The organism is Streptomyces sp. NPDC001068, from assembly GCF_042897315.1.
In the GTDB taxonomy this organism is placed as follows: Bacteria; Actinomycetota; Actinomycetes; order Streptomycetales; family Streptomycetaceae; genus Streptomyces.
Map to the genome: position 1 here is coordinate 422079 of NZ_JBIAYD010000005.1, position 12511 is coordinate 434589.

12 protein-coding genes and 1 pseudogene are annotated in these 12511 nt (G+C 71.7%); 5 read left to right on the top strand and 8 right to left on the bottom strand.

What is annotated here, in order from left to right; translation table 11 throughout:
- Positions 1-214 precede the first annotated feature (214 nt).
- A pseudogene (locus tag ACFY3I_RS16955) lies at positions 215-1000 on the bottom strand (transketolase C-terminal domain-containing protein); the annotation flags it as partial.
- A 414-nt stretch (positions 1001-1414) separates the two neighbouring features.
- Here ACFY3I_RS16955 and ACFY3I_RS16960 point away from each other — a divergent pair.
- The gene (locus ACFY3I_RS16960) at positions 1415-1978 is read left to right on the top strand and encodes a Dps family protein (RefSeq protein WP_390861228.1); all 564 of its coding nucleotides are present in this window, start codon (positions 1415-1417) and stop codon (positions 1976-1978) included.
- A 65-nt stretch (positions 1979-2043) separates the two neighbouring features.
- Here the strand turns inward: ACFY3I_RS16960 and ACFY3I_RS16965 are convergent, their stop codons facing one another.
- Positions 2044-3048: a hypothetical protein gene (locus tag ACFY3I_RS16965; RefSeq protein WP_390861229.1), complete on the bottom strand. Its 1005-nt coding sequence runs from the start codon at positions 3046-3048 to the stop codon at positions 2044-2046.
- A 242-nt stretch (positions 3049-3290) separates the two neighbouring features.
- The gene (locus ACFY3I_RS16970) at positions 3291-4196 is read right to left on the bottom strand and encodes a LysR family transcriptional regulator (protein WP_390861230.1); all 906 of its coding nucleotides are present in this window, start codon (positions 4194-4196) and stop codon (positions 3291-3293) included.
- Positions 4197-4276: 80 nt separating this feature from the next.
- Between ACFY3I_RS16970 and ACFY3I_RS16975 the strand changes: the two genes are divergently transcribed.
- Together ACFY3I_RS16975 and ACFY3I_RS16980 are read left to right on the top strand one after the other, a co-directional pair.
- On the top strand, positions 4277-5248 hold the full coding sequence (locus ACFY3I_RS16975; protein ID WP_390861231.1) for an EamA family transporter: 972 nt from the start codon (positions 4277-4279) through the stop codon (positions 5246-5248).
- Positions 5245-5622, top strand: coding sequence for an NAD(P)-dependent oxidoreductase (locus ACFY3I_RS16980; protein ID WP_390861232.1), 378 nt, complete (start codon positions 5245-5247; stop codon positions 5620-5622). Before ACFY3I_RS16975 ends, ACFY3I_RS16980 begins: the two co-directional genes overlap by 4 nt.
- 34 nt (positions 5623-5656) lie before the next feature.
- Here the strand turns inward: ACFY3I_RS16980 and htpG are convergent, their stop codons facing one another.
- A complete protein-coding gene (htpG, locus tag ACFY3I_RS16985; RefSeq protein ID WP_390861233.1) occupies positions 5657-7576 on the bottom strand; it encodes a molecular chaperone HtpG in 1920 nt (639 codons plus the stop codon).
- A gap of 963 nt (positions 7577-8539) precedes the next feature.
- Between htpG and ACFY3I_RS16990 the strand changes: the two genes are divergently transcribed.
- Positions 8540-8980 carry an ATP-binding protein gene (locus ACFY3I_RS16990; protein ID WP_390861234.1) on the top strand — a complete coding sequence of 147 codons (441 nt, stop codon included), beginning with the start codon at positions 8540-8542 and terminating at the stop codon, positions 8978-8980.
- Between the two features lie 62 nt (positions 8981-9042).
- On the opposite strand, the gene ACFY3I_RS16995 is transcribed toward ACFY3I_RS16990, so the two are convergent.
- Positions 9043-10146, bottom strand: a complete 1104-nt coding sequence (locus ACFY3I_RS16995; protein ID WP_390861235.1) for a Gfo/Idh/MocA family protein — start codon at positions 10144-10146, stop codon at positions 9043-9045.
- 237 nt (positions 10147-10383) lie between these two features.
- Between ACFY3I_RS16995 and ACFY3I_RS17000 the strand changes: the two genes are divergently transcribed.
- Positions 10384-10752: a helix-turn-helix domain-containing protein gene (locus ACFY3I_RS17000; RefSeq protein ID WP_365294652.1), complete on the top strand. Its 369-nt coding sequence runs from the start codon at positions 10384-10386 to the stop codon at positions 10750-10752.
- A 37-nt stretch (positions 10753-10789) separates the two neighbouring features.
- Here the strand turns inward: ACFY3I_RS17000 and ACFY3I_RS17005 are convergent, their stop codons facing one another.
- The 3 genes from ACFY3I_RS17005 to crcB (ACFY3I_RS17015) form a co-directional block, all read right to left on the bottom strand.
- On the bottom strand, positions 10790-11242 hold the full coding sequence (locus ACFY3I_RS17005; protein WP_390861236.1) for a hypothetical protein: 453 nt from the start codon (positions 11240-11242) through the stop codon (positions 10790-10792).
- Between the two features lie 317 nt (positions 11243-11559).
- Positions 11560-11934, bottom strand: coding sequence for a fluoride efflux transporter CrcB (gene crcB, locus ACFY3I_RS17010; RefSeq protein ID WP_390861237.1), 375 nt, complete (start codon positions 11932-11934; stop codon positions 11560-11562).
- 34 nt (positions 11935-11968) lie between these two features.
- On the bottom strand, positions 11969-12406 hold the full coding sequence (gene crcB / locus ACFY3I_RS17015; protein ID WP_390861238.1) for a fluoride efflux transporter CrcB: 438 nt from the start codon (positions 12404-12406) through the stop codon (positions 11969-11971).
- Between the last annotated feature and the right edge of the window lie 105 nt (positions 12407-12511).

Here is a 12511-nt window from a genome sequence, read left to right on the forward strand (position 1 = left end):
CTCGGAATCCCGCCTCTGCCGCTCCGCCACGGGGGAGCGCACGGTGGACCCATGCGAAGCAACGTGACCTTCCCCAGCGCCGGGATCGACATCGCCGGCCACCTGTACACCCCCGGCACCCCTGGTACCGGTCCGACGGCCGTCGTGGTCGTGACTCGGTGTAGAGGCGCTGGTAGGCGGCGGAGGCCCCGTAGTGTTCGAGGCTGACCACTCGGCCCGCGTCGCCGACGATCTCGCGCCATCCCTGTGCGACCGCGGCTTCGACACTGACGCGTGCCCGGACGGACGGTGGCAGCACGGAGTCCTGGTAGCTCCGCGGCTGGGCGGCGAACCACTCCCGGCAGGGCATCGACACCACCCGCACCGCGAGGTTCTCCGTGGCCGGCAGTGCGCGGGCCGCCAGGGCGATGTGGACCTCGGAGCCGGTCGCCACCAGGACCACCTCGGACACCGCCCCGTCGACGGCGTCCGCGAGCGCGCTGAGGACCTCGCCCGAAGCGGCCCGGGTGGCCATTCCCTCGGCATCGGCGGGAAACCCGGGCAGCGCGTCGGTCCAGCCGTCGGGCAGTTGCCGCTTCCGCAGCCGGGCCAGTGTCGCGGCGCGCCGCGGATGGGCCCGCTGCCAGGCCTGGAACCTCTCGTCCCGCGCCGCGTGCGCCTGCCGGCCGCGCTCGGCCGCCTGCCGGTACCTCGTCCTCGACGGTGAAGCGAGCCGCGGGGTCGAAACCCAACAGGCGTTTCGTGGCGGCGACTTCGTCCCGCCCAGCGCGGAACCATGGGCCTTGCCCGTGTTCTGCCTGCTCGGGGCGGGCCGGCCGATCAGGGTGCGCAGCATGATCAGGGACGGGCGGCCGGTCTCCTCCCGGGCCGCCTGCGTCGCGGTGAGCAGGGCGTCGACGTCTTCGACGTACTCGCCGGTGCCGGTCCAGTCGACGGTCTGCACGTGCCGGCCGTAGGCGGCGAAGCGGGCGGGGACGTCCTCGCTGGTGACACCCTCCATCAGGTCGCCGTCGGCGAGAAGCCCGCGGGAGAGGTCGTAGATCCACACCGACACCCCGCGTCGGACCGAGCGGCAAGAGCATCGGACACGACGGAACCAGACATTGCTCGACCTCCGGATGCGGTGCGGCACCACCCGCCGTCCATGACGCTCCTCGCCCGTGTGGCGGGCGAGCGTGGTGGCGGCGCCGGTCACCGTGCTTCTCCGCGCGGGTGCCCATCGCGGCCGTGCCGAAGATCCTCCGCGCCGCCCGGTGAACGGCCACCGCGAACGGTGGCGGGCCGGCGCGTCGCTGGTCCGCGGTCTCAGCACACCGGCGCGACCAGCCTTCACCTTCAGAGGTCTGAGCAGGGCGAGCCGGGGAAGTCGGGGTGGGACATGCCCACACACACCATCGAGGACCGAGGCGAAACCATGGCACAGGATCTGACCCCGAAGTACACGGTGCCCGGCATCGAGCGCGAGGCGGCCGGCCGGCTGATCGGTGTGCTCCGTCTTCGCCTGCACGCGCTCAACGATCTGCACCTGACGCTCAAGCACGTGCACTGGAACGTGGTCGGGCCGCACTTCATCGCCGTCCACGAGATGATCGACCCGCAGGTGGACCAGGTCCGGGACATGGCCGACGACCTGGCCGAGCGCATCGCCGCGCTCGGCGGTGTCGCGCAGGGAACGCCCGGATCCCTGGTCGCCGAGCGGACCTGGGACGACTACTCCATCGGCCGCGCCGACGCGATCGCCCACCTCGGCGCGCTCGACCTCGTGTACACCGGAGTGATCGAGGCCGTCCGCGCCGCGATCAAGGAGGCGGGGGACATCGACACCGCCACCGAGGACCTGCTCATCGGGCAACTGCGCGACCTGGAACAGTTCCAGTGGTTCGTGCGAGCCCATCTGGAGAGCTCGGGCGGCTCTCTCGCCACGGGACAGGCCCACACGGAGGAAGAGGCCGCGACGAGGGGCGCCGAACTGGCCTGAGCGGCCCGCGCGGTACGGGGCTCGGCCGCCACCACCCTGGCTGCTGAAGGGCGTTCTCCCTGAGGTCAGGAGGCCGGCCGGTAGGTGGCGGCGGGTCCGATCGCGCCGGGTCCGAACTTCTTTCGGATCCGGTCGGCCGCCTGCTCGGCGGCGAGCCGTGCCTGCCGGGCGGTGTCGAGGCTGAGCTGCTCGGCGACCGTGTCGCCGTCGGCCAGGTCCTCGGCGCGCAGCGCGAGTGCGGTCAGCCGGCCGCGCTGGAGTCCTGCGGCGTCCATGATCTGGTAGGTGACCTGGCGCAGGTCGTCCTCGTGCCCGGACGGTGCGGCCAGGCGGCGGGTCTTCTCCCATGCCGTTCCGCCGGCGAAGGTGAGGGTGAGGGTGAGGGCGCGGGCTGCCTGCCGGCGACGGCGCAGTTCGGCGCCGAGTTCCACGACCAGGCCGAGGAGGGCGGAGCGGACGGTGGCGCCGTCCAGGACGTCGTGGGGGAAGCGGTGCCGGACGGAGGCGGAGGCCGGCAGCCGGCGCGGGGTGACGGGGCGGGGGTCGATGCCCCGGGCCCGGTCGACGGCGGTACGGCCGGCCCTGCCGAGCAGCCGTTGCACGGTTGTGGTGGGCAGCGCGGCGAGCACGCCGACGCGGTCGACGCCGTAGTGGCGGAGGGTGGCGGCCTGGCGGGGGCCGATGCCGTGCAGGTCCTCCACTCGGAGCAGGGCGAGCCAGGTGGCGGCGTCGCGGGCCTCGACGGCCAGGACGCCGCCGGCATGCGGAACCTGCGCGGAGGCGGTGGCGGCGACGGTGACGGTCGGGCCGATGCCGACACGCACGTCGACGCCGTAGCGGGAGACCGTCCGCAGCCGCACCATGTCCCCGAGGTGCGAGGGGGTCGCGCCGTGGTAGCGCAGCGCACCGCGCAGATCGACCAGGGCCGCCGTGGGCGGCAGCGCCTGCACCACCGGCGACAGCTCCGCCAGCTGCTCCAGGACCTGCCGGTAGGTCTCTTCCGGCAGCCGGTCCGGGCAGCGCACATGCATCACCACACCCGGCCGACGCTCCGTCGACTCCGAACTCATTCCGGCGCTCACCTCCCCCGCCACGATATCGAACAGAAAATCGAACACGCGAGTGCGACGGGTGCGGTCGCGGTCTGGAATCAAAAAGTCGTTCGATCGCATGGATGGCGAGAACGGCCGGTGTGCCGAACCCTCCGACCTGCTCGCCGACGCCCGCGCCGGTGTCCGGACGGCCGCCGGGAGGACCGTCCGGTTCGAACCGTGGGCCGGGGGCGCCCTCTCCGGGACTCGGCCGCCGCCGGCTACAGCTCCGCGTGGGGAGCGGGGGAGGCGGTGACGGGGAAGTCGGTGACGGCGGACAGGAACGCGGTCGCCGCGGGTGTCGGGGCGGACGCGCTCCAGACCACGTATTCCACCCGGGCCGGCGCGTCCGAGATCTCGACGGCGACGACACCGGTCAGCCGGGGCGCGTAGGCGGAGGGCATCATGGCCACGCCGAGCCCCGGGGCGACCAGCGGCACGATGAAGTCCGTGGTGCTCACCTCGAAGGCGACGTCCCGTTCGATCCCGGCAGCCGCGAACGCCTGGTCGGTCTGGACCCGCCCGGCGGTACCCGCCGGGAAGTCCACGAAGACCTCGGACGCCAGGCTCCTGAGGGTCACCACCGGTTCGCCGGCGAGCCGGTGGTCCGGCGCCACCACCGCGACCAGGCGGTCCCGGGCCAGTTCGCGGGCGGCCACGCCCTGCGGGCGGGCCGTCGTCGGCAGCCCCAGGAACGCCACGTCCAGTACCCGCTCGCGGACCTGGTCGGCCAGGTCGTCGCTGGCCCCCACCCGCAGGCTGATCCGCACCTGGGGCTGCCGGCGGCGGAAGTCACGCAGCACGGCCGGCACGTCGACGGCGGCGACCGTGGGGATGACCCCGACCGCGAGCCGCCCCCGCACCTCACCGACGGTGGCGGCGACCTCGGCACTCGCCCGCTCGGCGGCCTCCAGCGACGCGCGGGCCGCCGGGAGGAAGGCCTCACCGGCCGGCGTCAGCCGGACGCGGCGGCTGGTGCGGTCGAACAGCCGGGCGCCGAGTTCGCGTTCCAGCCGCGCGATCTGGTGGCTGAGGGCGGACTGGACCACCAGGCACCGCTCGGCCGCCCGGGTGAAGCTGCTCGTCTCGGCGACGGCGATCACGTATCGCATCTGCTGAAGCTCCATGTCGTCCATCGTGATTCGAGATGGATCGCATGACAAGCATGTGTTGGACTCATCGATCACCCCGGGCCGAGACTTCCTGCATGACAACCCGGACCTCGCGGAACCAGCCGGACGGAGCCGGCGGCGCCCGCCTCACGGACCTGCCGCGCACCGCGCTGGCGGCCCTGGCGCCGTCGGTGTGGGGCACCACCTACATCGTCACCACCGAACTCCTGCCGGGCGGACACCCGTTGTTCGCCGGACTGCTGCGCTCCCTGCCCGCCGGCGTGATCGTGCTGGCCCTCACCCGCACGCTGCCGCGAGGCGCCTGGTGGGGCAGGGCCGCCGTGCTCGGTGTGCTCAACATCGGTACGTTCCTCCCACTGCTGTTCATCGCCGCGCAACGCCTGCCCGGCGGCGTCGCCGCGACCCTGGGTGCCGTGCAGCCCCTGGCTGTCTCGGCCCTTTCCGTGCCGCTGCTGGGCGAGCGCCTCACGGTCCGGCGTCTGGCGTGGGGGCTGTCCGGAGCCGTGGGCGTCGGCCTGGTGGTGATCGGCCCGGAGGCCTCACTCGATGCCGTGGGCGTCGCCGCGGGCCTCGCCGGCGCGGTGACGATGGCGCTCGGCATCACTCTCACCAAGCGCTGGGGCCGGCCCGCCGGAGTCGGCCCGACGGCGTTCGCCGGCTGGCAGCTCACCGCGGGCGGACTCTTCCTGCTGCCCCTGACCCTCCTCGTCGAGGGCACCCCGCCCGCGCTCGGAGCGGACGCGGCACTGGGGTACCTCTGGCTGGGGTTGGTGGGCGGCCTGGCCGCCTACGCGCTGTGGTTCCAGGGGATCGCCACACTGCCCGTCACCTCGGTCGCCGCACTCACGCTGCTCTCCCCGCTGGTCGCCGCGGTCCTGGGCGCCACCGTGCTCGGCCAGACCCTGGGCCCGGTCCAGATCGCCGGGTTCGTCCTGTCCTCGGCCGCGATCGTCGCCGGCCAACTCCCCGCACCTGCCCGGGCGTCGCGGCACCGGCCGCCGCCCACCGAAGACCCGACCGCCCTGAAGGAGAAGACCGCCGGATGAACAACGCCACGAACACCATGAGGATCGTCGTGGTCGGAGCCGCCGGCATGGTCGGCTCCCGTATCGTCGCCGAGGCCGTCGGCCGCGGCCACCGCACAACGGCGGTCTTCCGCCGCACGCGTTCCGACACGCTGCCCGACGGGGTCACCACCGCCCACGGCGACGCCGACGACTCCGAAACGATGGCCGCGCTCTTCGACGGCGCGGACGCGGTCGTGGCCGCAACCCGGCCCGCGCCCGGCCACGAGCACCGTGCCGTCACCACGACCACCGCGCTGCTGGACGCGGCCGCGTCGGCCGGCACCCGCATCCTGGTCGTCGGCGGCGCCGCACCCCTGCGACTGCCCGGCCGTCTAGGATCCGGATCGGCGTGACCGGGCGCTTCGGACGGCCCGGCCACGCCGAGCGTTACAGGGCCCGGGCCAGACGATCGGTGAGCAGGCGGGTGAAGCGTGCCGGGTCCGGGAGGTCGCCGCCCTCGGCGAGCAACGCGCTGCCGTACAGCAGCTCGGCGATCTCCGTCAGGGCGGGGGCGTCGGCGTCCGCCGCGTGTGCGGTGCGCAGGGCGATGACCAGCGGGTGCGTGGGGTTGAGTTCCAGGATCCGCTTGACGGTGGGGAGTTCCTGTCCCATCGCCCGGTACATCTTCTCCAGGGTCGGCGTCATGTCGTGGGCCTCGCCGACGATGCACGCCGCCGAGGTCGTCAGGCGTGACGACAGGCGGACCTGCTTGACCTGCTCGGACAGGGCGGTGGCCAGCCACGGCAGCAGGGCGGCGAAGTCCTCCTCGCGCCGGGCCTTCTCGGCGTCCGCCTCCTGGTCGCCGGCCGCGGCCTCGTCGAGGTCGACCTGGCCCTTGGCGATGGACTGCAGACGATGGCCGTCGAAGGCCGGGACCTGGTCCACCCACACCTCGTCGACGGGGTCGGTGAGGATCAGGACCTCGTACCCCTTGGCGGCGAAGGCCTCCATGTGCGGGGAGTTCTCCACCATCGCGCGGGTGTCGCCCGTCAGGAAGTAGATGGCGTCCTGCCCGTCCTTCATGCGCTCGACGTACTCGCGCAGCGTGGTGGTCTTCTCGGGGTCGTGCGTGGAGGCGGCCGACACCAGGCCGAGCAGGGCCTCGGTGTTGTCCGTGTCCTCGACCAGGCCTTCCTTCAGCGCCCGGCCGAACTGCGCCCACACCTTCTCGTAGCGCTCGGTGTCCTTGGACTGCATGTCCTTGATGGCGCCGAGGACCTTCTTGACCAGGCGCCGGCGCACTCCGCGGATCTGGCGGTCGTGCTGGAGGATCTCGCGGGAGACGTTCAGCGACAGGTCGTGCGCGTCCACGACACCCTTGACGAAGCGCAGGTAGTCGGGCATGAGCGCGTCGCAGTCGTCCATGATGAACACCCGCTTGACGTACAGCTGCACACCGCGCCTGGTCTCGCGGGAGTACAGGTCGAAGGGCGCCTGCGAGGGGATGAACAGCAACGCCTCGTACTCGAAGGTGCCCTCGGCGCGCATGTGGATCGTCTCGGCCGGGGGCAGCCAGTCGTGGCTGATCTGCTGGTAGAACTCGTGGTACTCCTCCTCGGTCACCTCCGTGCGCGGCCGCGCCCACAGGGCTTTCATCGAGTTGAGCGTGTCGACGCCGCGGGTGGTTCCGGCCTCGTCGTCGGTGCGCTCCGTGGCCATCCGGATCGGCCAGCGGATGAAGTCCGAGTACCGCTTGACGATCTGCCGGATCTTGGACTCGGACAGGTAGTCGGCGAGGCCGTCCTCGCTGTCGACGGGCTTGAGGTGCAGAGTGACGGAGGTGCCCACGGGCAGGCCGTCGACGGACTGGACGGTGTAGGCGCCCTCGCCGTCCGACTCCCATCGGGTCCCGGTGTCCGTGCCGGCCCGCCGGGTGTGAAGGGTGACCCGGTCGGCGACCATGAACGCCGAGTAGAAACCGACGCCGAACTGCCCGATCAGGTTCTCGGCGGTGGCGGCGTCCTTGGACTCCTTGAGCTTCTCCAGCAGGCCGGCCGTGCCCGACTTGGCGATCGTGCCGATCAGGTCGACGAGATCGTCCCGGCTCATGCCGATCCCGTTGTCGCGGACGGTCAGTGTGCGGGCGTCCGCGTCGACCTCCAACGAGACGTGCAGGTCTGTCGTGTCGATCTCGGCGATGCTCGAATCGGTCAGGGATTCCAGCCGCAGTTTGTCCAGTGCGTCGGAGGCGTTCGAGATCAGCTCGCGCAGGAAGATGTCCTTGTTCGAGTAGATCGAGTGAATCACCAGACGGAGCAACTGGCGGGTCTCAGCCTGGAATTCCAACGTCTCGACACTGCTGCCCATGTGGGTGCCTTTCTATGGGAACGTCATGAACGGACAAGTCTCGAACCGACCTGCCGTGCCGCCGGCCCTCGGCGCGGTTCGGGGCAGGCCGGAGCGGGCCCTCCGACACGTCCGGACATCCGCGGGTCGGCCTGAGTCGGGCGCGGCGGCCTGTCCGGCGACGGACGGAGATCGGCGGCGCTGCCGCGGGCAGGGTGACGGCGGTACATCCGGCGTCCGCGCGGCCGGCGACGCCGGAGGCACGGGCGAGACCGGTCGAACCGGCCGCCGCCCAGGCGGGTTCGCGTAGGACCGGCATCCTGACCTGCGACCTGCCCGCTTACCTGCCGTGGCACCGTCCGGGCGGCCGGTGCCCGTTCCGTACCCGGGGCGGCGGCGAGCGACGACGACAAGCCGGGGGAGTCGGTGCCCGCCGCGAGGCGCCGGCCGACCGCGGTCACGTGCACCTCCGTGCGGCAGTCATCAGGTCGACGACATCGTCCTTGTCATCGATCGGATGACATGCTACAGCGCAGCGCGCGAGGCGAATGGGGACCACTCTCCACAACGTGCCGGAGGTTTCCCCGCGAGCGTGACGCGCGCTCACTGACGGGGGCTTCGGTGCCGTGTCCAGACCTCACCGGTAGAACGGAACGCGGCGGCGGTCCACCGTACCTGAGTGAGCCTCACCCGAACCCGTTCACGAAAGGCCGTGGTGCGCCTCGATCGCGCTGCCGGTGTCGACTCCGCTTCGGGCTCGCCGCGGGCCGCCCCCGGCTTCGTGAACGACAGGGCTGAGTCGGGCCGTCGGGGGTATCCGAATCACGTCCGGGAACGGAGCTCCGACGAGAGCGCCGGACCGGATGTGACAGTCGTAGCGAGTACCCGGCCGGGTGGGCCGCACGGGGCCGCAGCACCGTCGCCCGGCACGAAGACCGGGCGTCCGCCGCCGACCGCACTCGCTCCCTATCAGGAAGGATCGCCGTGGAAGGTTCATCGCTGCGGGCAGTGGGCTGGGCCTGCACGTTGCCCGTGGACAGCGAAGTGAAGGCGGCCCGCGACTGGGCGCGCGAGCACCTGGAGGCCCGGGGGTGGACCAGCACCGCGCCGGAGACGGTGGACGCGGTACTGCTCACCGTTTCCGAGCTGGTGACCAATGCGCACCGGCACGCCCACAGCAGCGCCCAGCTGGTGATGACCTGTGACGACCACAGCCTGCACGTCTCCGTGCACGACAAATCCGGTGACCTGCCGGTCCGCCGGGAGGCCGGCGCGGAAAGCCTCGGTGGCCGCGGCATGCTCCTGGTGGACGCCGTCGCCGACACCTGGGAGACGCACCTCTGTGCACACGGCAAGACGGTCAGTGCGTGCTTCCGGGGTCCGGACGCGGCCCCGGACACACCGACGACAACACGGCGCCCGTAGAGCTGTGTTGCCGCTCGGTGAGCCCGGCAGCGGACGCCGGTCACCCGGCCGGGAGGTTTGACCTACGCAGGTTTCCGGGCGGACCGGGTCCGGGAGGCCTCCTCGATGGCGCTGAGCAGCCGGTGCCGGTCCAGGGCGTGGTCGAAGCCCGGAACGGTACGGGTGCCGTCACGGAGGTCGGTGGCGAACGCGGCGTAGACCTGGGCCACGTTGTGCGCCGGGCCCGCGAGTGCACGGGGCACCGCGGTGAAGTAACGGTCCGGGATCTCGATGGGCGCGACGCCGCTGTCGGCCCCCCGGCCGCCTTCCAGGCGCAGGTCGGCCACCTGGAGGTTGCCGTTGATGCCGGGGGCGCTCAGAACCAGGTCGCCCTCGGTGCCGTTGATCTCCCAGCGCAGGTTGTCGCCGCGGGAATAGGCGCCGCGGTAGAAGACGGACGCGGCGGCGCCGCTGTGCAGTGTGCCGGTGACGGACACCTGGTCGGGTGCGGACACCGGGACGGTGATCCCCTCGTCGGCGATCAGGACCTCCGTGCGGCCCCTGACGAGGCCGGCGGAGACCTCGGCGAAGTCGCCGAGCACGAAGTTCAGTGCCTCCAGAGCATGCATGGTCGGTACGGCCACAGTCGTCGCCCCGCTGCCCTCGTCGAAGATGTAGGCACGGGCCCGGTCGGTCTCGCCGCCCCAGGCGATCCCCGACCCGACGAGGGTGGTGCCGAGCACCTTTCCCACATAGCCGTCGGCGACCAGGTCGCGGGCGTGCCGCACCGCCGGGGCGTAGCGCGCCTGCAGACCGATCACCGTACGGACCTGTGCGGCACGGGCGCGCTCCGCCAGGACGGCGGCCTGCTCGAGGCCGGTGTCGAGCGGCCACTCGCTGTAGACGGCCTTGCCGGCCTCCAGCGCCTCGGAGATCAGCGCGTGGTGGTGGGCGACCTTCACCGCCACGACCACCAGGTCCACATCCGGGTGGGCGATCAGGTCACGGTGGTTGTCGAAGCCCGCCGGGACGCCGAACTCCCGGGCGGCCGCTTCGGCGGACTCGCGCCGCGTCGTGCTGATCGCGCGCAGTTCGTAGTCGGGCAGCGCGCTGAGTGCCGGTACGTGGCCGGTCGCCGCCCATCCGCCGCGGCCGGCCCCGATGATGCCGACGCCGATTGTTCCCATGGGGTGATCTCCTCCTGCACTGGGGTGGTCCGCCTCGGACCTCCGTCGCAGCGCTGTGGCTCATACAGTGGTCGGAGGGGTCTGTTTCGCACCCGGCACTGCCGACCGCTCACGATCGAGCCTCGGCCCTGGAGTTGATCCGGACAAGAGAGCACTTCGAAGTGCCCAGGTATCGCGGAGGGAACCGTGGCAGCGGCAACCGCAGAGGAACACCGCGCGGAATCGGGATCGGGATCGGTGTCCGGGTCCCCGGGCTGCCGCGAGGAATCGCGTCCACTGATCCGCAGCGTGCTGGAACGGATCGGCGACAAGTGGAGCGTGGTCGTCGTCTGCCAGCTGGGCGAGGAGACGCGCCGCTTCAACGAGCTGCGGAGACTGACGGAACCGATCACGCAGCGGATGCTCAGTGTCACGCTGCGCGGTCTGGAGCGGGACGGGCTGGTCAGTCGCACCGTGCACCACACCGTCCCGCCGCAGGTCGATTACACGCTGACCGAACGCGGCCGGTCGCTGCTCGGGGTCGTCCGCGACCTGGCCGGCTGGGCCGACGCCCATGCGGAGGAGATCAGCGAGTCCCGTGCCGAGTACGAGGCCCGGGAGGGATGACCCTCCCGGGCCTCCCGGGCAGAACACTCAGCCGTCCTCAGCCGAGGTCGGCGCCCGCAGGCAGCGCGCCGCCGATCTCGCACGCCTGGCACGGCGGCTGACCGCAGGTGCACTGCATCAGCGCGTCCAGGACGTCGAAGTCGTGGTACAGGCACTTGTCCCGGCAGGTGTGGCGGGGGATGAAGCCGGCCGGGATCTCGCCGGGCCACGGCTCGTGGCCCTCCCGGCAACGGGCGAACCGGTCGGGATCGGTGGAGTGCAGGTCCTGCATCCTGGACCGTGCCTCGTCCTCCAGCCGGCGCACGCGCTCGGCCAGCCCCCTGAGCTCGGCGGCGATGTCGGAGTAGTGGTCGGTGCCGGTCCTCACGTGCGCGGCCCGCAGTGCCATCGCGGCGTTCCCGAGAAACCGGCCGGCGTCCTGCAGATCCGTCACGTGGTGCATCTGGATGCCCTTCACGCCGCGCACCCATACCGCGTCCAAGCTGCTCACTGATCCACCTTCCGGCGTACACCAGATCGTGTACAAGTCACTGTGCGCGGCGCCAGTGCCTGCACATAAGAACAAAAATCAACCTATTCATGGACGCTAAAGGGGACGGATGTGGTCGTCCAGTACTTTTGTGGTGAATCGGCTCACAGGCGCCCGCTCAATCAGCGCTAATCCGCTCCGACCGCGCACCGGCCATTCCCCGGGGGATCTTCGTAATTCCTCAGCGGCTATTCCGCCCGTCGGAGACCGTCGGGCCGGACCCGCATATGACCGTCAGTCGTCGCCAGTCGTCCGTCGCCCCGCGGAAGCGGGCACGGCTATCCCGTGACGGTCCCGGCGAGGGCCAGGCCGACGAAGACGGCCCCGAGTCCGGCGAGAACCGAGACGACCACGTTGACCACCGCGAGGAACCGCAGACCGGCCTCCGCCAGGCGCAAGGTGTCGTACGAGAACGTGGAATACGTGGTCAGTGCTCCGCAGAAGCCCGTGCCCAGCAGGAGTTGCACATCCTGTGAGGCGGACCCGGCCAGGGTCGCTCCCGTCAGCACGCCCAGGATCACCGATCCGGTGATGTTGGCGGCGAAGGTCCCCCACGGGAAGCCGGTGCCGAGACGGCGCTGGACGGCCCGGTCGATCAGGTACCGCAACGGGGCGCCGACGGCACCACCGAGCGCGACGATGACGAATCTCATGCACCCACCGCCTCCGGACCGGTCCCGTCGGACGTCATCCCGACCCCCTGAACCGCCGGACGGCCCGCCGGCCGACGCGGGCGCCGATCGTCACGGCGACCATCGCCGCGGCCACCGTCAGCGCCAGGTATGCCAGGGCGGCGCCGGCCATGCCCTCCCGCACCAGACGCTCGATGTCGGCGCAGTAGGTGGAGAAGGTCGTGAAGCCGCCGAGAACCCCTGTGCCGAAGAACGGACGCAGCAACGGGTGCGCACTCCACAGTTCCGTGACCATCACCATGAAGACCCCGATGATCAGGCACCCCAGCGCGTTCACGCACAGAGTCGTCCAGGGGAATGCCGCGGAACCCGTCGGCCACAGCAGCGCCGCCGCGTACCGGGCACAGGCGCCCGCCGCTCCGCCCACGGCGACGACGGCGAGCACGCGCGCGTGCCGACGCGGGTCGTCCCCGGACAGACGCACCTCTCCCACCGCGCCGCTCCCCTCGTCGGTTGCCGAGCCGTCGAGTCCGCGGAGAGTTCCTCTACGAGTTGCCGGTCCTGAGCCCGGACGATTCGGCGGGGCGACCGCCGCGAC

Coding starts and splice junctions, on each gene's coding strand:
- ACFY3I_RS16960 (WP_390861228.1), top strand. CDS start 1,415: ATGGCACAGGATCTGACCCCGAAGTACACGGTGCCCGGCATCGAGCGC.
- ACFY3I_RS16965 (WP_390861229.1), bottom strand. CDS start 3,048: ATGAGTTCGGAGTCGACGGAGCGTCGGCCGGGTGTGGTGATGCATGTG.
- ACFY3I_RS16970 (WP_390861230.1), bottom strand. CDS start 4,196: ATGGAGCTTCAGCAGATGCGATACGTGATCGCCGTCGCCGAGACGAGC.
- ACFY3I_RS16975 (WP_390861231.1), top strand. CDS start 4,277: ATGACAACCCGGACCTCGCGGAACCAGCCGGACGGAGCCGGCGGCGCC.
- ACFY3I_RS16980 (WP_390861232.1), top strand. CDS start 5,245: ATGAACAACGCCACGAACACCATGAGGATCGTCGTGGTCGGAGCCGCC.
- htpG (WP_390861233.1), bottom strand. CDS start 7,576: ATGGGCAGCAGTGTCGAGACGTTGGAATTCCAGGCTGAGACCCGCCAG.
- ACFY3I_RS16995 (WP_390861235.1), bottom strand. CDS start 10,146: ATGGGAACAATCGGCGTCGGCATCATCGGGGCCGGCCGCGGCGGATGG.
- crcB (WP_390861237.1), bottom strand. CDS start 11,934: ATGAGATTCGTCATCGTCGCGCTCGGTGGTGCCGTCGGCGCCCCGTTG.